At 70.0% G+C, this 19,903-nt stretch carries 14 protein-coding genes; 3 read left to right on the top strand and 11 right to left on the bottom strand.

The window, feature by feature from the left end:
- Nucleotides 1–14 precede the first annotated feature (14 nt).
- From CMC5_RS03515 to recD2, 7 genes are all read right to left on the bottom strand, one after another.
- The gene (locus tag CMC5_RS03515; protein WP_050429087.1) at nucleotides 15–674 is read right to left on the bottom strand and encodes an HAD family hydrolase; all 660 of its coding nucleotides are present in this window, start codon (nucleotides 672–674) and stop codon (nucleotides 15–17) included.
- A gap of 83 nt (nucleotides 675–757) precedes the next feature.
- The gene (locus tag CMC5_RS03510; protein ID WP_050429086.1) at nucleotides 758–1,705 is read right to left on the bottom strand and encodes an NAD(P)-binding domain-containing protein; all 948 of its coding nucleotides are present in this window, start codon (nucleotides 1,703–1,705) and stop codon (nucleotides 758–760) included.
- Entirely contained in the window at nucleotides 1,702–3,444 is a 1,743-nt protein-coding gene (locus tag CMC5_RS03505) for a 1-acyl-sn-glycerol-3-phosphate acyltransferase (protein ID WP_050429085.1), read from the bottom strand. The genes CMC5_RS03510 and CMC5_RS03505 overlap by 4 nt, the downstream gene beginning before the upstream one ends.
- A gap of 200 nt (nucleotides 3,445–3,644) precedes the next feature.
- A complete protein-coding gene (gene gloB, locus CMC5_RS03500; protein ID WP_050429084.1) occupies nucleotides 3,645–4,400 on the bottom strand; it encodes a hydroxyacylglutathione hydrolase in 756 nt (251 codons plus the stop codon).
- Nucleotides 4,401–4,403: 3 nt separating this feature from the next.
- Nucleotides 4,404–5,732, bottom strand: coding sequence for a serine/threonine-protein kinase (locus tag CMC5_RS03495; protein WP_156338140.1), 1,329 nt, complete (start codon nucleotides 5,730–5,732; stop codon nucleotides 4,404–4,406).
- Between the two features lie 63 nt (nucleotides 5,733–5,795).
- Complete coding sequence (locus CMC5_RS03490) at nucleotides 5,796–6,923, bottom strand: tetratricopeptide repeat protein (protein WP_050429082.1); 1,128 nt, start codon at nucleotides 6,921–6,923, stop codon at nucleotides 5,796–5,798.
- Nucleotides 6,924–7,276: 353 nt separating this feature from the next.
- Nucleotides 7,277–9,559 (bottom strand): SF1B family DNA helicase RecD2, encoded by a 2,283-nt coding sequence (gene recD2, locus CMC5_RS03485; RefSeq protein ID WP_245678265.1) that lies wholly within the window; start codon nucleotides 9,557–9,559, stop codon nucleotides 7,277–7,279.
- An 877-nt stretch (nucleotides 9,560–10,436) separates the two neighbouring features.
- Here recD2 and CMC5_RS03480 point away from each other — a divergent pair.
- A complete protein-coding gene (locus tag CMC5_RS03480; protein WP_245678264.1) occupies nucleotides 10,437–11,633 on the top strand; it encodes a LysM peptidoglycan-binding domain-containing protein in 1,197 nt (398 codons plus the stop codon).
- An 843-nt stretch (nucleotides 11,634–12,476) separates the two neighbouring features.
- Here the strand turns inward: CMC5_RS03480 and CMC5_RS03470 are convergent.
- Nucleotides 12,477–13,130 carry an AMIN-like domain-containing (lipo)protein gene (locus CMC5_RS03470; RefSeq protein WP_050429079.1) on the bottom strand — a complete coding sequence of 218 codons (654 nt, stop codon included), beginning with the start codon at nucleotides 13,128–13,130 and terminating at the stop codon, nucleotides 12,477–12,479.
- A gap of 93 nt (nucleotides 13,131–13,223) precedes the next feature.
- On the opposite strand from CMC5_RS03470, the gene CMC5_RS03465 reads away from it, so the two are divergent.
- Entirely contained in the window at nucleotides 13,224–15,938 is a 2,715-nt protein-coding gene (locus CMC5_RS03465) for a phosphoenolpyruvate carboxylase (RefSeq protein ID WP_050429078.1), read from the top strand.
- 104 nt (nucleotides 15,939–16,042) lie between these two features.
- Here the strand turns inward: CMC5_RS03465 and CMC5_RS03460 are convergent, their stop codons facing one another.
- The 3 genes from CMC5_RS03460 to CMC5_RS03450 form a co-directional block, all read right to left on the bottom strand.
- Nucleotides 16,043–16,543 (bottom strand): DUF6184 family natural product biosynthesis lipoprotein, encoded by a 501-nt coding sequence (locus CMC5_RS03460; RefSeq protein WP_156338137.1) that lies wholly within the window; start codon nucleotides 16,541–16,543, stop codon nucleotides 16,043–16,045.
- Between the two features lie 102 nt (nucleotides 16,544–16,645).
- Entirely contained in the window at nucleotides 16,646–17,197 is a 552-nt protein-coding gene (locus CMC5_RS03455) for a thioredoxin domain-containing protein (protein ID WP_050429076.1), read from the bottom strand.
- 71 nt (nucleotides 17,198–17,268) lie between these two features.
- Complete coding sequence (locus CMC5_RS03450) at nucleotides 17,269–17,814, bottom strand: pyridoxamine 5'-phosphate oxidase family protein (protein WP_082362202.1); 546 nt, start codon at nucleotides 17,812–17,814, stop codon at nucleotides 17,269–17,271.
- Nucleotides 17,815–18,273: 459 nt separating this feature from the next.
- On the opposite strand from CMC5_RS03450, the gene CMC5_RS03445 reads away from it, so the two are divergent.
- Nucleotides 18,274–19,893, top strand: coding sequence for an AgmX/PglI C-terminal domain-containing protein (locus CMC5_RS03445; RefSeq protein WP_050429075.1), 1,620 nt, complete (start codon nucleotides 18,274–18,276; stop codon nucleotides 19,891–19,893).
- Nucleotides 19,894–19,903 lie beyond the last annotated feature (10 nt).

Raw genomic sequence — 19,903 nt, 5'->3', positions numbered from 1 at the left:
CGAGCTGCTCTGCTTCAGCGCAGGAGCCCGAGCCAGCGCCCCGCTGCGAACAGATCCTCGACGCAAACGTCCGCCACGTCCTCGAACCCACGCCCCGCAGCAGCGCCTTCCGGGACAGCGATCACGATCGCCCCCGCCGCTCGACCCGCGGTCGCTCCTGCCAGCGAGTCTTCGAGGACCGCGCACCGCGCGGCCGGTACCCCCAGCTCCGCCGCCGCCCGCAAGAAAATGTCGGGCGCAGGCTTGAGGTGCTGCACGTCTTCCCCCGTCACGATCGACCCGAGCCGCGCGCGCAGCCCGAAGCGCTCCACCACCGCGCCCACGAGCCGTCGATGGGACGAAGATGCGAGCGAAAGCCCCACCTGCTGCTCCTCCGCCGCATCGAGGAGCGCCTCCGCGCCCGGCTTGAGCACCAGCTCACCCACCTGCTCGATGAACCGATCCATGACCCACGCGGTGTCGCGATCGAGATCCAGCGGGAACCCGAACCGCTCCCCCATCTCGGCAATCGTTGCCCGCAGCCCGCGACCGAGGCAGGTCACGGCGTCCGCTTCGGTCCACTCGAACCCCCGCGCACGGCAGAACGCCTGTTCGATCGTGAACCACAAGGGCTCCGAGTCCACGAGCAGCCCGTCCATGTCGAGGAGGAGGGCTTCGGCACGACGCGTCGTCATGCCGCCTCTCTAGCGCATCGGCCCCGGCGCTGCGCCGGGGAAGCGCCGCCGTGAACCTTCAGAGGGTGGCCGACGACCCCGCCTCACGCAGCGAACAACCGCTCCACGAGCGCGACGGGTCGATCGCCTTCCAGCACGCGCTCGAGCGCCTCGAAGGTCCCGGCTTGCACCCCGCGCGACCGCGCGAACTGCACCACCCGGGGGATCAGCGGGATGGCCTCCACCCGCAAGCGCGCCTCCAGGACTGCTTCCTCGATGGAGCGCCCGCGCGCCAGTGCGCGACCCAGCACGACCTCTGGACGCCCCTCCAGCCCGATCGAGGCGAGCAGATCCCCGTAGCCGCCGAGGCCCAGCATCGTGCGCTCTTCCGCGCCGGCCGCTGCGGCGATCCGCGCGGCCTCCTCGACCCCTCGAGAAATCAACGCGGCCTGCAGCCCCGGTCCGGCGCCCGCCTCTTGAGCGAAGCCGACGCCCACGGCCAGACAGCCGACCAGCGCCGAAGCCCACTCGAGCCCGCGCAGATCCGACGTGCCGTACACCCGCAAGCCGCTCGACTGGAAGGCGCGGTTCACGGTCGCGAGCACCTCGGGGAAAGGAGAGCCGCACAACATCGCCGACGGCAAACCGCGCAGCAGCTCGTCGGCCTGCACCGGTCCTCCGAGCGCCCCCACCCGCCTCACCGGAGTCTCGTCCCGGATCAGGTCCGACATCGTCTGCAACTCGTCGCCCGTCAGCCCACGCACCCCGTGCACCACCGCGTGACCACCGTCGAGGTGATCGCCGAGGGCGCGCAGCGCGACCTGCGCCGAGCTCGAAGGGACCGCCACGATGAGCAGGCGTGCCTGCGAAACCCGAGCGTACTCCCGGGTCAGCTCGGGCCGCCCCTCGCCGCTCCCCTCACGCAGTTCGGGCTGCTCGCGCCGCGAGAACAGGATCACCTCCGCTCCCGCCCTCCGAGCGGCCCGCGCCAGTGCCACCCCCCAGGTGCCACCGCCGATGACACCCACCTTGATCCGCGGCTCGTGGCTCATGTCATCCCCCCGGCAGCCGCCCCGTGAGCGGCCGCGACATCCTGGCTCGCCGACACACTCTCGGTCGACGTCGATCCAGTAGCCGTGACGCGGAGCGGGGGAGGCGGCGGCCGCACCCCGAGACCCGCGGGGACACCAGGCGGCGCGAGTACGTCCCACGCCACGCCGTGCGCCGCGAGGCGGTTCTGGTAGTAGAACAGCAAGTTGGTGTCACAGACGGCGATCCCGTCGGGCTGAGATTTGAGCACGGGCGCCGCATGGTAGCCGGCGAAGGCACGCAGCGCCCGCTCCACCAGCTCCCCGCCCGTGCCGTGCCGCGTGTCCTGCCCGAGCCTCACACACCCCTGTGCCTCCAGCCCGCGCAACCGATCGCGCAGCGCGACGACCTCCGCGGCGAGATCGTCGCGCGGGATCACCGTCTCGCGCAGGCGGAGCACCTGGAAAAGGTCCGCGCCTCGCGTCTGCCGCTTCAGCCGCTGCATCACCGCCGTCGCGACCAGGTGGGTCGCCATCACCACCGTGTCCCTCGCGTACGCGCGGCAGATCTCCTCTCCCAGATCCCGCGCATACTGTGCATCCCGCGGAGGATCGAGCACGACGTCGCCCCGCAGGTCGCGCACGTAGCTCGCCGGGTCGACCTCACGTCCCCGCAGGTCGTACGAGCGCCCTCGTGGATCGACGCGGTTGCCAAAGGGATCCAGCGGGCTCGAGAACCGGATGACGACCGCGCCATCCATCCCGAGCAGCTTGCGCATGAACGCGGCCACCCGACCCACCCGGGTCGACTCGTCATCCTCGATGATGAACCGCCCCTTGCCAGCTTCGGACAGGAAGTCCGCGATCAGCGTCTCCGCCTCCAGGGTGATCAGGTAGTTGATCGTCGCAGGCACGAAGAAGATCCGGCGCTCTGCACCGGCGAGCAAGGTGCGCGTGTACGCCTCGAACGCGCTACCCACGAGCCCCAGCTTCAGCCGACGCTCCACGCCTCCCGAGCGCGAGCGCGTGCCACCTGGAAAGAAGAGCGAGTGGTAGCCGCGCTCCAGCAGCACGCAGGAGTAGGTCTTCAGGACATCCTTGTACAACCCGTGCCGGATCCGCCGATCGACCCGGTACGCGCCGAGGTTGTGCATGAAGAAGGAAAGGATCGGGTTCGTGAACAGGTTCTTGCCTGCACCGTAGGTTGCGGGTGGCAACCCCGCGCGCTCCAGCGCGTAGCCGAAGACGATCGAGTCCATGTTCGAGAGGTGCGTCGGCACGTAGACGACCGTCCCCTGGTGGATCAGCGCTCGCAGCTCCTCGAGCGGCCCCTCGACCACCACCTTGTCCGCCAGCGCGTCCAGGCTGACCAGCGCCTTCGGATCGCGCGCCAGGGTCGCGAGCTTGCGCGGTGCCAGCAGCGCGGTCACCAGCGGCGGCACCAGGCGGGTCGACACATCGTAGACCCGCTCGTCGAAGTTCCCCGCGACATCCCACGCAATGCGCTCGGCATGATCACGGAGCAAGCGCTGCCGCTCCCCCTCCGACATACGGCTGATCGTGCGGGCGACGCGTTGCCACTCCCCGAGCTCGCGCGCGCCCTCGGGCCCCTTCACCCCCTCCAACCGCTTGACCTCGTGGTACGCAGCGTCGTTCAGCGTGAGCAAAGGCTCCCGGGTGGAACTCAGCACCCGGTGAACCACCTCGTGAACGATCGACCCTCTGGCGTCGTTGAAGCCGAAGATGGGGGCGTGGCGGTGCATGCCCCATTGGTACAGAATCCGGCCCGGCTGCGCGAGGCCTAGTGCTGCGTACCCGGGCTCGGGACCTATCGGCACCTGCGCTCCCGAGGGTCGCACCCCACGGATGTTTTGCAGAGCGCCTCGCCGAGGATCCCGGACGAGCCGGGTGAGCACAGGTCGGCATGCGGGGTCGATGCCGCGCCCTGCGCCGCGTCTCGCGCTTACCGGAACGAGTCCTTCGCCTGCCGGACGGCAGCGAACACCTCGGTGCGGCTCTTGCCAGGAAAGCGTGAGCGCATCGCAGGCACGTCGCAACGCAGGAACGGGTTGGTCCCCAGCTCCTCCGCCAGGGTCGAGCCGACCGTGGGTTCTCCACGCTCACGGGCTGCCTTCGCTTCGGTCAGCTTGCGCCCGATGGCCTCGCTCTCGGGCTCCATCGACTGGGCAAACCGCAAATTGCCGACCGTGTACTCATGCCCGCAGTACACGCGCGTCGTCGGCGGAAGCGCCGCCAGCTTGTCGAGCGACGTCACCATGTCCTCCGGCGTGCCCTCGAACAAGCGCCCACACCCCGCAATGAACAGGGTGTCGCCCGTGAACACCGCGTCTTCGACGTGATACGATACCGCCCCCATGGTGTGACCGGGCACGTGCAACGGGCGCAGCTCGAGCCCAGCAGCACGCACCCATCCACCCTCCTCCACGCGCTCGGTCTGCGCGGGCACCCGTCCTGCATCGCTGGCGTGCGCATAGACGGGCAGCTCTCCGTACTTTGCGCGCAGCGCCTCGTTGCCCCCCACATGGTCATGGTGATGGTGGGTGTTGACGATGGCGACGAGGTGCAGGCCTTCCCGGTCGAGCGCTTCGATGACGGGCGCGGCCTCTGACGGATCGATGACCAGGGCCTCGCGCGCGCCGTCCGCGTGCACGAGGTACGCATAGTTGTCGCTCAGGCACGGCACGGGCAGGACGCGCATGGCTCAGAACCCCGGATTCTCCACGCCGCCACGCAGGACGCGACGCGGCGCTGGCGTTGGTTTGGAAACTCGTGTCTTCGTCGTCTCGACGGCTCGCTCCGTCCGATGTTGCTCCTCGGTCTCACCGCGCGCAGACCCCTCACCGTGGACCTTCTCCTGGCTCCTCAGCTCGGTCTTCAATGCGCTCAGGCGCTCGTTGATCGGCGCGAGCCGTCCTGCAAGCGAGCCCGTGGCTTGCGCGACCACGGGCGCGATTGGCCGCAGCTGTGTGGCCATGAGCACGGCGCCCACCGCGAGGAGCAGCGCTCCGAGCGCAGCCGCGAGCGGCGCGAGCCCACGAGCACGAGAGGGCCATCGTCTCACCTCGCCCGCGAGCCCACCGCTCCCGCGGCCGAAGAGCCGCCCTGATGCTGGTGTCGACACAGGCGCCCCGCTCGCACCGCGGCCCGACCCTCCCGGACCTTGACGCAAGCTCGACGGCATCGCCGCGAGCGCAGCCTCCAGCCGCTCCGCAAGCTCCCGCGCCTGCCCGATCCGTTGATCACGGTCCTTGATCAGGGCGCGATCCACCACGGCCGCGAGCTCAGGTGACACCGCCGGCGCGAGCGAGCGCACCGGCTCGTGGGGCTTGCTCAGGATCGCCACCATCAGCGCGTTGTAGTTCGGTGCCTCGAAGGGATGCCGCGCGGTGAGCGCCTCGTAGAGCATCACGCCGAGGGACCAGAGATCGCTCCGGCCATCGATCTCCTCTTCCCCGCTGGCCTGCTCGGGGCTCATGTAGGCCGGCGATCCCAGCACCGCGCCCGTCAGCGTCCGGATGTGGTCCACGCCTCGCACGCCGTTCGCCTTGGAGACGCCGAAGTCCAGGATCTTCGGTACGATCTCGCCCGTGGGCTGCTCGGCGAGGAACACGTTCGCGGGCTTCAGATCGCGGTGGACCACGCCGCGGACATGCGCCTCTTCCAGGCCGCGCGCCACGAAGGCGATCCACGCCGCGGCCTCGTGAGGCGGGAGCGCCCCCGCCGACTTGAGGCGCGTATCCAGCCCCTCGCCTTCGAGCAGCTCCATCACGATGTAAGGCGCGCCATCCTCGGCCTGCCCCACGTCGAACACGTCGACCACCGCCGGGTGCCGGATCTGCCCGCAGACCCGCGCTTCCTGGAAGAAGCGCTGCAGCGCCTCCCGGTTCTGCGCCAGCTCGGGCAAGAGGACCTTGATGGCGAAATCGCGGTGCGTGAGCTCGTTGCGCGCCGCCCACACCGTCCCCATGCCACCAGCACCGAGAGGCCGGAGCAGCCTGTATTTGCCGGAGATGAGGTCGCCTATTCTCACGTGGCGCGCCCCCCGAAGCAGAGGGCGCCCCGCGCGGGGGACGCCCTCGGACACTCAGTTCACTCAGTTCTTGCGCTGCTGCGCCGCGGCGAGCTGCTGCTGCTGCTGCTGCAGGAACTGCGCGACGAGCTTGGAGCGCTCGATGGCGAACTGCTTCACTTCCTTGGTCGGCGAGCCGGCCAGCGCGTTCAGGAGCTTGGTGACGCGCTCGATCTGGCGCGACTGGAAGAGCGCCTCGAAGTAGTTGTTCGCCAGCCGGACGTCGCGGCTCATCTTCGACTCGTGCGGCTGGAGCAGGCGCATCACGGCCTCCAGATCGCCCTTCTGACCGTAGAGCGCGGAGAGGCAGAGCAGCGCGAGCGGCTCGTCCGGGTTCTTGTCGACGGCCTTCTTCGCGTACTCGATGGCCTTGTCCCGCGTCTCTTCCTTGGAGGCGTAGAAGCCCTGGATCGCGATGAACGGCGCCGGATTCTTCTCGGGCGCGAGCTTCTCGAGCTCCTTCGCGGCCTCCTCCTCGTTGCTCTGCTGAGCGATGTGCTGGAAGAGGTACGCCCAGGCGTCGATGCACCCGTGGTCGATCTGGATGGCCTTGTCGACGAACTCGCGCTCCTTGTCCGTCTCCTTCTTCTGCTGGAAGAGCTTGGCGAGGTGGAGCGACGGGTAGGGGTTGGTCTTGAGCAGGTTCTGCGCCCCCTTGAGCGTCCCTTCGGCCTTGTCGAGCTTCTCCTGCGAGAGCTGGGCGATGCCGAGGGCCAGCCAGTCCTCACCGTTGCCGCCCTTGGCGACGATCTTGGTGAGCACCTGCTCGGCCCGCGCGAGGCGGTTGTACTTGAGCAGCTCCTGCGCGTAGATACGGCCGCGGTTCAGGTCGTCCTGGCTCTCGACCCAGTGCTTCTCCAGGCCGGCGAGGAGGTCCTCCAGGCCGATGGCGATCGGGCGCCCCTGTTCGTCCTGCACCTGCACCGCCGGACCGTTGAAGCCGAGCAGCTTCCACATGTCGTCGACCGCGAGCGCCGTGGGCCCCTTCTCGAGCATCTCCTTCAGCTCGTCGGTGGGCTTGTTCAGGGGAATGACCACCATGGCGTTGTTGGGCACACCGCTCGGGAACGCGCTGACCGGCGCCACGATGGCCGCACCGCCCGAGATCTGAAGGCCTGCCGCTTGCTGTTGCTGATCGTTGCCCGTTGCCATGGTCGCTGCTCCGGTGTTTCCCGCCCAGGCGCGCCGCACCGTGGGGATAGCCCAACCCCGCTTGAGAGCCTGAGCCCGGGTGGCTCGGACGATCCGCGGGGTGGAAGGGGCGCGAACGCTAGCAGGGAGGGACCAGCCGGGCAACGGGGGAGCTTTCGTCGTCATCTCGACCTTTTTGCGATCTTCTCGCGGGCTCTGTTCGACGTGGTGGCGGGCTGGTCGCGACGTCCCCTGGGCTGCCCACGCGTGCGCCCTGGTCCGCCGTCGATCCCCCCACGCCAGAGTCTAGTACAGCCTGGTCCGGCTGGCATCTCGACCTCGGCCTGGCGCGAAGCGCCTCCGCTCCGCGCGGATCATCCCCCCACTTCGTCCGGCGTTTCAGCGGCGCCACGCAGCCGCTCGGCGAGGTGGGTGCGCCGCTCCTCGCGCCTCGTCTCCCCGAGGGCGAGCGACACGGCGCGCGGGTCGGCCACCAGCACCACCAGCCGCTTGCCTCGGGTCACCGCCGTGTAGATCAGGTTCCTCGACAGCATCACGAAGTGCTGCGTCAGCACCGGCACGATCACCGCCGGGTACTCGCTGCCCTGGCTCTTGTGGATGCTCGTCGCGTACGCGAGGGTCAGCTCGTCGAGATCCCCCTCCTCGTAGTCGACCTCCCGCTCGTCGAAGCGCACCCGGAGCGTCCGCTCCTCGGCGTCCACATCGACGATGAACCCCACGTCGCCGTTGTACACCTCGCGGTCGTAGTCGTTGCGGAGCTGCATCACCTTGTCACCGAGCCGCAGCGTCTTCTGCCCTCGCGTCACCGTTGGCCCCGTCGGGTTCAGCGCGGCCTGGAGCGCCACGTTCAGCGCCATCGCCCCCGCCTCGCCCTTGTGCATCGGCGTGAGGATCTGCACGTCGCGGCGTGGATCCAGTCCGAAGCTTCGGGGGATGCGCCGGGTCACCAGGTCGAGGATGGTCTCGGCGGCCGCGGGCGCGTCCCGGCGCTCGATGACGTAGAACTCGCCCCCGGCGCCCTCCGCGCTCTCGGGCCTCTCGCCGTCGTGGATGCGATGCGCGTTCTGCACGATCATGCTGCCCTCGGCCTGACGGAAGATCTGCGTCAGCCGCGCCGTCGGCACCTCGCCCGAGCGGATCACGTCCCGGAGGACCGCCCCGGCGCCGACCGAGGGGAGCTGATCCACGTCGCCCACCAGGATCAGCCGTGACCCTTTCGGGGTGGCCTGCAGCAAGGCGTCGGCGAGCGTCAGATCGAGCATCGACGCCTCGTCGACGACGAGCGCACCGGCGTCGATCGGCCGCTCCTTGTTGCGGTTGAACTTTCGCTGCTTCGGATCGAACTCCAGCAGGCGGTGGAGCGTCACCGCCTCCTTGCCCGTCGACTCGCTCATCCGCTTGGCGGCGCGCCCGGTCGGGGCCGCGAGCCGTGTGCGCACACCGGCTCGGTCGAGGCAGGAGAGCACGGCCCGCACGATGGTCGTCTTGCCGACGCCAGGCCCTCCCGTGATCACCATCACCTTGCTCCGTGCTGCCAGCGCGATCGCCTCGCGCTGGGCCTCCGCGAGCTGCACCTTGGCCTGCGCCTCGAACGCGGCGATGGCATCGCTCGCGGCGGCGGCCAGCCGATCGCCCCCGCTCACCTCCGTGCGCAGGAGCGCGTGCAGGCGGTGCGCGAGCCGCACCTCCGCCTCGTGGAGCTCGCGCGGGTAGACCGCGGCCTCGCCCGTGTGGAGCTGCTCGATCCGCACGTGTCGGCTCTGCGCGAGCGCGTCGATCGCCGTCTCGGCCTCCGAGGGCTGCCGCTCCAGCATCCCGGCGGCGAGCGCGGCCAGCTCGGCTCGCTCCGCGTAGACGTGCCCGCGCGTGGACAGATCGTTCAGCGTCTGGAGCACGCCGGCTTGCACGCGCTCGGGGGAGTCTTCGCGGAACCCGATCGAGCGGGCCAGTTTGTCCGCCGTCTTGAAGCCCACACCCCACACGTCGAGGGCGAGCCGGTACGGCGCGCGGGACACCACCTCGATCGCCTTGGGTCCGAAGCGTTTGTAGATGCGGGACGCGAGCGACGGCGACGCCCCGTGTGACTGGAGGAAGATCATGATCGCGCCGATGGCGCGGTGCTCGGCCCACGCCTTGGCCACCGCCTGGATGCGCTTGACGCCGATGCCTGGCACCTCCGAGAGCCGCTCGGGCGAGCGGTCGAGGACCTCGAGCGTCTCGGTGCCGAAGGTGGCGACGATGCGCTGGGCGAAGGCCGGACCGATGCCGGGCACCATGCCCGAGCCGAGGTAGCGCTCGAGGCCCTGCAGGGTGCTCGGGGCGATGGGGAGCAGGGTCTCGACGCGGAGCTGCTCGCCGTGCTTCGAGTCGCGCTCGTACTTGCCCGTGGCGCGCACGCGCGTCCCCGGAGGCGCCGGCGGCATGACGCCGACCCACACCTCCGGCGGCTGGCCCGGGTCGACGCCGACACGGATGACCCGAAAGCCCGTTTCCTCGTTCTCGAAGGTGACGCGAACGACCTCTCCCTCCAGGGTGATCGGGCCATCGCCGGCGACGACGCGCTGGGTGAAGAGGGCGGGCTGTCGTGGTCCCTGAGGACGCTCGGGCGCGCCGCCACGTCCGAGCGTGTTCGACATCGGATCTTTTCGCCCGGGCGCCGCAGGCCTGGAGAGGGCCGACGCCGGCGCCTGTCGACGCGCGGTCTGGAGAGCGGTCGGGGCGCTCGCCCGCGGAGAAGCGGCCTTCACCGCGCGTGACGTGCGCGAAGGCCGGGGCGCGGGATGCTCACCGCCGGCCCGTCCGGCGCGGCCGCTCGGAGGACGCGGAGACACGGCGGCAGCATGAGACCAGGCGGCGCCCGGGGGCAAGGGGGCCACCGTGAAGCGGCTGAGGCGAGGACCCCACCGTGGAGCGCAGGACAACCCACGGAGGTGCGCATGGCCCGTGGCTCGTCGCGTCGTCGTGAGCCCATGGTGGGGCGTCGAGGTGCGCACGCGATGTCGTCGAGGCGCGCACGCTCGTCTGTTCGTCACGTCACGAGTCCCTCCTGCAAGCCAGGACGGCGACGGGCATCGCGATGCGCGCTGTCCATCCGGCGAGGCGCCCATCATGCGTCGCGAGGCGCATCTTGCGCCGCAATGAGCATCGCGCGCCGCTGCGTGCATCTCGCGTCGGCGCACACTGCATGCGTCGACGCACACCGCGTGCGTCGACGCACCTCTCGTGAGCCGTCCACCTCGACACCGTGCGCGAACCCGCGCACGCGAAGCGCTCCGTGCGCGTGGTATCGAGGACACTGACGGCACATCCACGCGGACTCCCGCGTGCGTGTCCGTCGGCGTGACACCGACACGCGCTCTCCGGCGATCGAGCGCGACGGAGCGCGCCAAGCACACACGGCGCGTACGCGATGTGCCAAGCGTCACGGGGACGGATGCGCTGACGGCCCGCGGGTTCCCTCCGCGCGGTGATCGGGTAACATGCCGCCCCATGCCGCGATGGTCACTCGGGATCGTGCTGCTCCTGGGCGCGTGTGCGACGAGCCCCGCGCGCACGGCACGACACGGCGCGGGGCACCCGCCAGGGGGTCCTGACACCTCGTCGCGCGCAGCCGAATCAGCCGACACGTCCCTCCACGCCACGGCGGATGGCCAGACGGACGACCTCGAAGCTTGCGACCACGAGGGCGAGGACGATCCGGACGACGAGGTCGACGACACCAGCGAGCAGGCGTCGGCCGGAGGCGCGCGGGCTCAACCGCCCGTCTCCCCCCTCGCCGCGCTGACCGACGCCGACATCGAGCGCATGGTGCGCGAGGATCCGGCCTCGCTGGGCTCGCTCTCGCTCGGCGCCACCAACGCGGGACGCCTCTTCAATGGCGTGCAGATGCCCGAGGGCGAGGGCTGGTCGCACATCTCGCCCGCCTTCGCGTGGGGCACCCAGGAGACCGTCGACTACCTCGTCCGCGCCATCCGGGCAACGCGACGGAAGCACCCCGACAGCCCCCCGCTGTACCTCGGCCACATCAGCGCCAAGCACGGTGGTCCGCTCTCTCCACACGTCAGCCACCAAGCCGGGCGTGACGTCGACATCAGCTACTACCTCACGCCACAGAAGCCCGGATTCCACCGCGCGACGGCGCAGAACCTGGACCGAGAGCGCTCCTGGGCGTTCGTCCGCGCCCTGATCACCGAGACCGACGTGGAGATGATCCTGATCGACTCCGGCGTGCAGCGCCTGCTTAGGGAGTACGCGCTGGCGAGCGGCGAAGACCCCGCCTGGATCGATCAGGTCTTCCAGTACGGCTCCCGCAGCCCGCGGCCGATCATCCGTCATGCACGAGGGCACGCGAACCACCTGCACATCCGCTTCTTCAGCCCCATCGCCCAGGCGTCGGCCGCGCGCGCGCACCGCTTTCTGGCGAAGCAAGGCGTCGTGCAACCGGCGGTGAAATACATCCGTCACGTCGTGAAGAACGGCCAGACCCTGGGCATCCTCGCCAAGCGGTATGGCGTCACGGTGGAAGCTATCCAGCGCGCCAACAACCTGAAGGGGACGTTCATCAAGGCGAAGCGCATCCTGAACATCCCCCGCCCGGGCGCCGCGGCGGAGCCTCCAGCGCTCCGGCCTCCCGTGATCCCTGCGCGTCGTCTCCCGCCAGAGCAGTCGGCGTCGAGCGCGCCAGCGCGGCGGCCCAGCGCTGGCGGCTGACCCACGCGGCGCCAGAGCCCCGTGGGGACGGCGCGCGGTCCCGCCGCACGGGCTCCGTGTGCCTGGTTCAGCGGAGAACGAGGACCTCTGATCCGTCCACGATGACCACCTCGTGGCCTCTGCGCCGGACCAGGTCACAGCGCTCGTTTTTTCGTCGGGTCACGCCCGTGCGCTGGCCGGTCCCCTGCGCGATGCGGACAGGTCCACCCGGGCTCCTGCCGGCGGGAGGTGCCGACGACCCCTTGGCGCGCGGGACCGATCGACCCATCGGGGGGCTAGGCCCCGGTCCACCCCTGCCTCGATGTCAGCGTCCGCCGTGGCGTGAGGGTTCATCGGGAACACCACAGGCGGTCGACGGGTGACGCGCTCTGGATGCGCGCTCACCCAGGCACCGTCGAACGCATCCCCGGATCGGATTTCGTGCCATGGTCGCGTCGGCCGCTGATGGGCCCCGGTCCCGACCGTGACATGGTCGCGTCAGCGACTGACGGGGGCAGGTCGCGGCCGTGACATGGTCACGTCGGCCGCTGACGCGACCTGTTCCGCCAACCTCCGCGCCGTTTCCTGGGAGGGGCAGGTGAATCACCTCACTTTTTCTCACAGGGCACTCCGGCGTTCTGGACGCGGGCGAGCGGGATTTTTGAGGGAATTTGCAGCGAAGCGACCCCAGATCCCCCTCCACCACGGGTTGATGCGTCCACCACGGATCGGCTCATCGCGGCCCCCGCGGGCGGGGTCGAAGAGCGGGGCGCTGTCTGTTGTGAGGAGCGAAAGGAGGAGGGGAGCCGCCGAACTTCGTCCGGAGCGGACGGGTTCACCACGGCCCTCGGGGGACGGTTCAGCTCAGCGTCGGACGTCGACGACGATGCGCGACGGGCTCGACAGCTCCAGCACGCGGTAAGGCGCCTTCTCCGAGAGCCCGAGGACCCAGCTCACCTGACCCTCGAAATCGCACACCTGCGTCAGCTCCTTCAGCACCTTGAGGCCTGGCTTGCGCTCGCGGTCCTTCACTGTGGCGTTGCCCTTGTCGTCGTGGGCCTGCGCCGGCAGCAAGGTGATCTCCAGGAGCGCCTTGGCGTCGGACTTGATGGGATCCCCCGAGCCACAGCGCACGGCAGGCCCCGTGAGATAGCGGGCCTTCCAGCCGGTCACTGCCTGCCCCTCGAGATCGAGCACCACCCGATCGAAGCCTTCATTGGCCGCGGCGCGGACATCCTTCACGACCGGGGTCGCCTTGATGCCGGTGCGCAGCTTCTCACTGGGCGCCGTCGTCCCTTCGAAGGCCGGGGCCTCATCGGTCGTCTCCTCCGCCGCGGGGCGCGCCTTGGGCGAAGGCTGCGGCACAGGAGGCACCGCGTCGGCCGTCGGCGTGGCCTCGACGGGCCGCGTATCGATCGGCGTCACGTCGGGCACTGGAGCCGAGCCGTTCCCTGCGTTGTTCGAACAGCCGGCCAGGACACAGGCCATCATCGTCGCCGTCACCCACCGTTCTTTCACCGTGCCTCCTCGTTTCCCATCTAACGCTCGCGGACGACCGCCGCATCCTAGCGCGGGGCGACGCGGCGCGTCGACGCGGTATGCTCCGCGACCATGCAACGACGTCGCGAGATAGACCGCCCGCTCCGCCGGGATGTTCGCATGCTCGGTCACCTCCTCGGTGAAGTCCTCCGGGAGCAGGAAGGGCAGGCGCTCTTCGACCAGGAAGAGCGCATCCGCCTCCTGTCCATCCGCCGCCGACGCGGCCCTCACGAGGGTCGAGCCCAGGCCGCCGCCGAGCTGGCCGAGGCGCTCGCGACCCTCCCCGCCGAGCAGGTGGAGCCGATCATCCGCGCCTTCACCGTCTACTTCCGGCTGGTCAACCTGGCCGAGCAGCACCACCGCATCCGGCGAGCGCGCGCACATGCAACCGACGCCGAGCCCCAGCGCGGCTCGCTGGAGGCGACGTTCCTCGCCCTCCGGCGCGCGGGCGTCTCGGCGCAGCGGGCGCGCGAGGCGGCGCAGTCGCTGGAGGTCACCCTCACCGTGACGGCACACCCGACCGAGGCCTCACGGCGCACCGTGCTCGCGAAGCTCTTCCGGCTGGCGGAGTACCTGGAGCAGCGCGACCGCTGCGCCCTCACGCCGGTCGAGCAGGAGCGCGCGCTCGCGGCGGCCCGTGAAGAGATCACCGCGCTCTGGCAGACGGACGAGATCCGACACGAGCGGCCCTCGGTGGGGGACGAGGTGAAGAACGTCGCCTGGTACATCGAGGAGATCCTCTGGGACCTCTTGCCCGACGTCTCGGATCAGCTCGAGCGCGCCTTCGCTCATGCCTACAACGAGCCGCTGGGCGCGCTGCCGAACCCGGTCCGGATCCACTCCTGGGTGGGCGGGGACATGGACGGGAACCCTCGGGTGACGCCCGAGGTCCTGGAAGACGCCATCCTCGCGTACCGGGTGCGCGGCCTCCGGCTGCTGGTGCGGGCGGCGGCACGGCTCGGGGATGCGCTATCGCAGTCGAGCCGGCACGTGACGCCTCCGCCTTCCTTGCTGGCGTCCCTCGACGAGGACGCGCGGCGGCTGCCCGACGTGGCCGCTACCTGGGCGCCACGGACCGAGGGGGAGCCGTGGCGCCGCAAGCTCCGGTTCGTGCAGGCGCGGCTCGAGGCGACGCTCGCGCTCGGTGAGGCACGGCGCGCTTTCCTGCGCCGGCGCATGGACGGCCACGGAAGCGAGTCTCCCGCGGCGACGCCGACCGGCAACGAGGCGGCGTACAGCGCGCCGGAGGAACTCACCAAGGACCTCGCGCTGGTGGCGGACACGCTCGTGGCCGCGGGGTGTGCCCGCTCCGGCGCAGAGGAGGTCCGCGCGCTGCTCGCCCGGGTGCGGGTCTTCGGCTTCTCCATCGCCGAGCTGGAAGCGCGCGCCCCCGCGGAGGACGCCCGCGCTGCCGCGCGGACACTCTCGTCTTCCACGACGGTGGAGGTGACCTCGGGGGCCGCGCGGCTGCTCGGCGCCCTCGACGCCATCGCCCGCGCACAGCGGGAGGGTGGGGAGAGAGCGTGCAGGACCTTGATCTTGTCCATGACCCAGGGCCCGGACGACGTGCTCGCGGCGCTGGCGTGCGCGCGTGCGGTCGGGCTGGGGATCAAGGGGACGGCGGGGGCTCACATCGACATCGTCCCCCTCTTCGAATCCCACGACGCGCTGAATGCCAGCGCGGACATCGTCCGCGCCCTCCTCGACCACCCCGAGTACCGCGAGCACGTGAAGGCCCGCGGCGCGCAGGAGGTGATGATCGGGTACAGCGACTCGAGCAAAGAGGTCGGCCTCTTGGCCGCCGCCGCCGCCCTCCGGCGGACGCAGGAGGCCCTGCCGGAAATCGCGCGAGAGGCAGGGATCGCGCTGCGCATCTTCCACGGGCGCGGCGAGAGCGTGGCGCGCGGCGGAGGTCCGGCACAGCAGGCGATCCTGGCCTTGCCGCCGGGCGCCGTGGCAGGTCGCTACAAGGCCACCGAGCAAGGGGAGGCCCTCGATCACAAGTACGCGCGGCCCCAGCTTGCGCTGCGCACGCTGGAGCTGGTGCTCGGCGGCGCGCTGCTCCACACCCTCGACGTCCAGCCGCGACCCGGTGACGCCCAGCATGCTCGCTACGCGGCAGCCTTCGATGAGATGGCCGAGGGTGGACGTCGCGCGTACCGCGCCCTCGTCTGGGAGGATCCACGCTTCGAGCGTTTCTTCGCGACGGCGACGCCCCTCGACGCGATCACGCGGCTCAACATCGGCTCTCGTCCGAGCAAGCGTGCCTCGGGAGGGATGGAGTCGTTGCGCGCCATCCCCTGGGTGTTCTCCTGGACGCAGAACCGCGCCATCCTGCCGGCGTGGTATGGCGTGGGGAGCGGCCTGGCCTCTTTCGGTAAAAAGCCGGGGGGCGTCGCACAGCTCCGCGAGATGGCGGCGTCCTGGCCCTTTTTCAGCGCGCTGCTCAGCAGTGTGGAGATGGTGCTCGCGAAGTCGGAGATCTCCATCTTCGCACGCTATGCCGAACTCGCCCCCGCCGACGTCCGTGACGCGATCGCGCCGCGCATCCTCGAGGAGCACGCGCTCACGCGCCGGTGGATCAAGCGGATACTCGACGTGAGCAAGCTGCTGGACGGGAACCCCACGCTGAAGCGCTCGATTGCACTGAGGAACCCCTACGTCGATCCTCTCTCCTACCTGCAGATCGAGCTGCTCCGCAGCGAGCGCGCGGGTGCCGACGTCCGGGATCGCGAGCTGCTGCTCACGCTGAACGGCATTGCGGCGGGGATGAGGAACACCGGCTGAGACGGGACGAGGAAGCTGAGCCGGGGCAGGGCGTCCATGCGATTGCGGGGCGCCCTGCCACGGCTCGCTGGTGTCAGGTCGTCATGCTCATCCACCTCTCGGCTTCATTCGCAGATATCGGATGACCGACAGGCCACGACGGAGCTGAGACGCGACAAGGGGCTGTTGCACGTCTCGTTCCGCAGCTCGGAGAGGCACTCGCTGAGCTCTTTCTGATCGTACCCGCCTGGACACTCATAGGCGTTGAGCTCCTCCTGCCAGTCCCGACGGACCTCGCTCAGGCAGGCGTCCATGTTCGCGTACTTCTTCCCCTGGGCGATGTTGCCGCACCGCTGCATCTGCTCGCAGCGCGCCTGCGCGATCTGGTTGGCCGGTCGGAGGCCTGCTTGCATGCCCGCACCATGCTGCATCCCCGTGCTGGGCTGCTGGGTATGGGGCTGCTCGGCGTGCGGTACCACGGGGGGCACGTTGGGCGTGGCCGGCGGCGCCTGGACGGGGCGCTCGCGCTCCGTCCCGAGGGCTTGTTCCTCACGTGAGCGACAGCCGAGCGCGAGGACGCCCATCACCACGATCGTCGAGATCCCTCCTAGACGAGTCAGTTTCATGTGAATTCCTCCGCGCTGGCCCTCTGCAAAGAGGAAGCCGACCCGTGGAGGACGTTCTGCGCAGCCTACGCCCGCACGCGCACTCGGCGAACTGCCGAAAAATCAGCGTTCTGCCTGGGCTTGCGCCATCAACGTGCGCAGTCTGGGGGCAATGTCGAGGACGGCGCCTTCCCCCTTGATCGACCCCTCGATGCGCAGTGAGGAGGCCTCTCCCGTCGGCGTCGGAATGGCGAAGAGTGGGATCATCCTGGAGCGGTATCCAGCCTGCTTCAGCCGCGCTTCGTCGCGCTCGAGATCGAACTCGAGCAGCCGCAGGGTGGGGAACACGGCATCGAGCTCGCCCGCCTCGATGGCCTGGTGGAATCGTGTACACGGCTCGCACCAAGGCGCTCCCACGTAGACGACGAGCTCCCGCCCTTCCCGCCTGGCTCGCTCCAGCTCGGTCTGGACCACGTCCATCACGCTGCCGCCCCGATCCGAGGCGAGCACGATCTCTGGCTTGGTGGGGGTCGGCGCCGTCGTCGGTGGCGAGGCAGGTGGCGTCGAGGGCGCAGGCTGGTCTCTGTCACAGGCGCCGAGGACGAGGAGCGATACGAACACGACAGAGGCGCAGCGTCGTTGCAAGGAGCGAAGGGCCAGGCAGCGCGGCTTCATGGAGCCACTCTAGTACCGCCGACGCGGCGGTTCGCCCACCCGCGAGCGACGCGCAGGCGGCTCAAGGGAGCTCAGGCGACGTGCTTGACGGGCTCCAGCCCCTTCCCCGCCGACTCGCCCGTGAGCACGGCCTTGGCCTGCTCGTAGAGCACCCGCAGGACCCCGCCCTTGGGCTCCCAGTACTCGGCGCGCTCGAGCGTGAGCTTGAGGAGCGCCGTCTGCTCGGCGCCATGAGGCAACCAGGCCTGCCAGTCGGGCTTCCACAGGCGCTTGATGGTCTCGTTGTCCCGCTCGACGCGCGCGACGGCCGAGATGGAAAGGTAGGCGCGATCGCGCGGTCGGTAGCAGGCGATGGCGACCTGATGCTCCTTTTCGATCTCTCCCACCTTCGGCGTCTCGTCGCTCGTGACGAACCAGAGATCGCAATCCGGAACCTCGTCCGGGTTCTGCATGGCCATGGGACGCGCGCGCAGGAAGCCCTGCGGCGTCTGGGTGATAAGGAGGGCCACGTCGAACTCCTTCAACAGCTCATAGAGCTCCTGAAGGGAACCCCGGGTCCCCCCCTGGGTGGTGTCCTGGGGATGCTGCGGTCGTTTGGTCTCGTTCGCGTCGTGCATGCGGCTCAACCTGGGGATGTCCACCAGGAAACGGGAGCACCGGGAATGCCGGAGCAGGGGGTGAGGTCCGGCCTGATCCTGGCGGGTCGATGCCCTGCTGGACGCGATCGGGGCGACTGGCCGTGGACGGCCCGGGTCATGTTCGCCCGCACCACGGGAGCGGAACCGTCCCGGCACCCAGGGACGCACCGCTGCCAGCGACCGGCTCCCCGGGATCCCTCCAGGGAAGGGTATTCCCCGCATCGTCGACTCCCCGCACATGCTTGATCATTTTTCTGGAACCTCGGCCTTGGTGTCGCTGTCAGCCCTGACATGGACGCGGCACCCGGCACGGCCGCGAACCCAGCGCAGGCGCCCCGAGAGGGCGCGCTTCGCTGAAGACGCAGCGCCGGGCAGCCGAGGGCACATCAGCGAGACATCGCCGGTGCGCGCCGTCCAACTACCGCAGGAGTCACGATCATGAACACCTCGTCGAAGCTGGCTCAAGGCATGGCTTTCTCCAACCCTTTCCTCTCGGGTTCGCCGTTCGGTGGCTCCCCCTTCGCGACGCCGGTCGAAGCCTCGACCGAGGTGCCCGACAATGCACCCGAGGGCTCGTACACCTACGCGCTCGTCAAGAGCGCACCGGAGGTCCCGGCCGATGAGGTCGAGGTCGCGGCCGTGGCCGTCGAGGTCACCATCCGCTGGGGAGAGAGCGTGCTCCACGTGGCGCACCTGTCACCGCCACGCTCGTTCTACGTCGGTGAAGGCGACGAGCGGCAGCGCACGGATTTCTCGTTGCCGCCCGAGCGACTCGGCGGTGCGACGCGCGCTCCCGTCGTCGTCGTCGAGGGCGGCACCGTGTTCGCGGTGCTGCTCCCGGGCGCGGGTGGGACGGTCCATGTCGGGGGCGACCGGCGGAACGTCGCCGAGGTGATCGCGTCAGGGCAAGCGAACGCGTCGTCCGCGATCGCTGGAGCGTACCTCGTCCCTCTGCCTCTCGGCGCGCAGGCGCGCCTGGAGCTGGGTGACCTGACCATCGAGGTCTCGACGGGGCGCGCTGGCAAGACCGTGGCGGGGCGCATCCGGCTCGACAAGCGCAGCTTGCCGTTCGCGGCGCTGTCGCTGACCGCGCACCTCGGGCTCCTCGGCGCGATGGCCGCGTTCATGCCGCCCCTTGCGCTCGCTGGCGAGAGCGAGGTGTCAGAGGACCAGCGCTACCTCATGCAGCAGGCCATCACCGCCATGGCCGAGCGTGAGTCGGAGCAGACGAAGGAGACCGCCGACCCGTCCACCGAGACGCAGGGCGGGACGGGCACCGCCGCCGCCGGGGAGAGCGGCAAGATGGGCAGCGAGACCTCGAGCGCGAAGAACGGTCGGTACGGGCAGGCGGGGCCCAAGGACAACCCGGAGCCGATGATCTCGCGGTCGCAGATGCTGGAGAGCGCGTCGACCTTCGGCATGATCGGGTTGCTGCAAGGCGGGGTGTCGGATCCCAACGGGGTGAGCGCATCCTGGGGCGCGCTGGAGGCTTCGGGGCGTGATGCGCTCAGCGCCTCGGGCAACATGTGGGGTGCCAACCTGCACGAGTCGGCGGGGATGGGCGGGCTCGGTCTGACGGGCCTCGGCGAGATGGGAGGTGGGTCTGGTCTGGGCGTCGGGCTCGGGCGTCTGGGCACGATCGGCAACGGCAACGGGCTCGGCGACGGACAGGCGTTCGGTCCCGGGGGTCGCTCGGGTGGGCGCCTTCCGGGTGGTCACAAGGCGACCTCGCCTGTGGTGCGGGTCAGCACGGCATCGGTGTCGGGGCGGCTGCCGGCCGAGGTCATTCAGCGGACGGTGCGCCAGAACTTCGGTCGGTTCCGCTACTGCTACGAGGCGGGGCTGCGGGCCAGCCCCAACCTCGCGGGGCGCGTCTCGGTGGCCTTCGTGATCGGCCGCGACGGCGCCGTCTCGAGCGTGCAGAACGCCGGCTCGGATCTCGCCGATGCGAGCGTGGTGTCCTGCGTGATGCGGTCCTTCTATGGGCTCTCGTTCCCCAGCCCCGAGAACGGCATCGTGACGGTGACCTACCCCATCGCATTCAGCCCGGGCACCTGACGCGCAGCCT

Origin of the sequence: Chondromyces crocatus (genome assembly GCF_001189295.1) — a bacterium.
Taxonomy (GTDB): domain Bacteria; phylum Myxococcota_A; class Polyangia; order Polyangiales; family Polyangiaceae; genus Chondromyces; species Chondromyces crocatus.
Note: the sequence above shows the minus strand (reverse complement) of the source record. Positions and strands in the feature narration are given on the sequence as shown.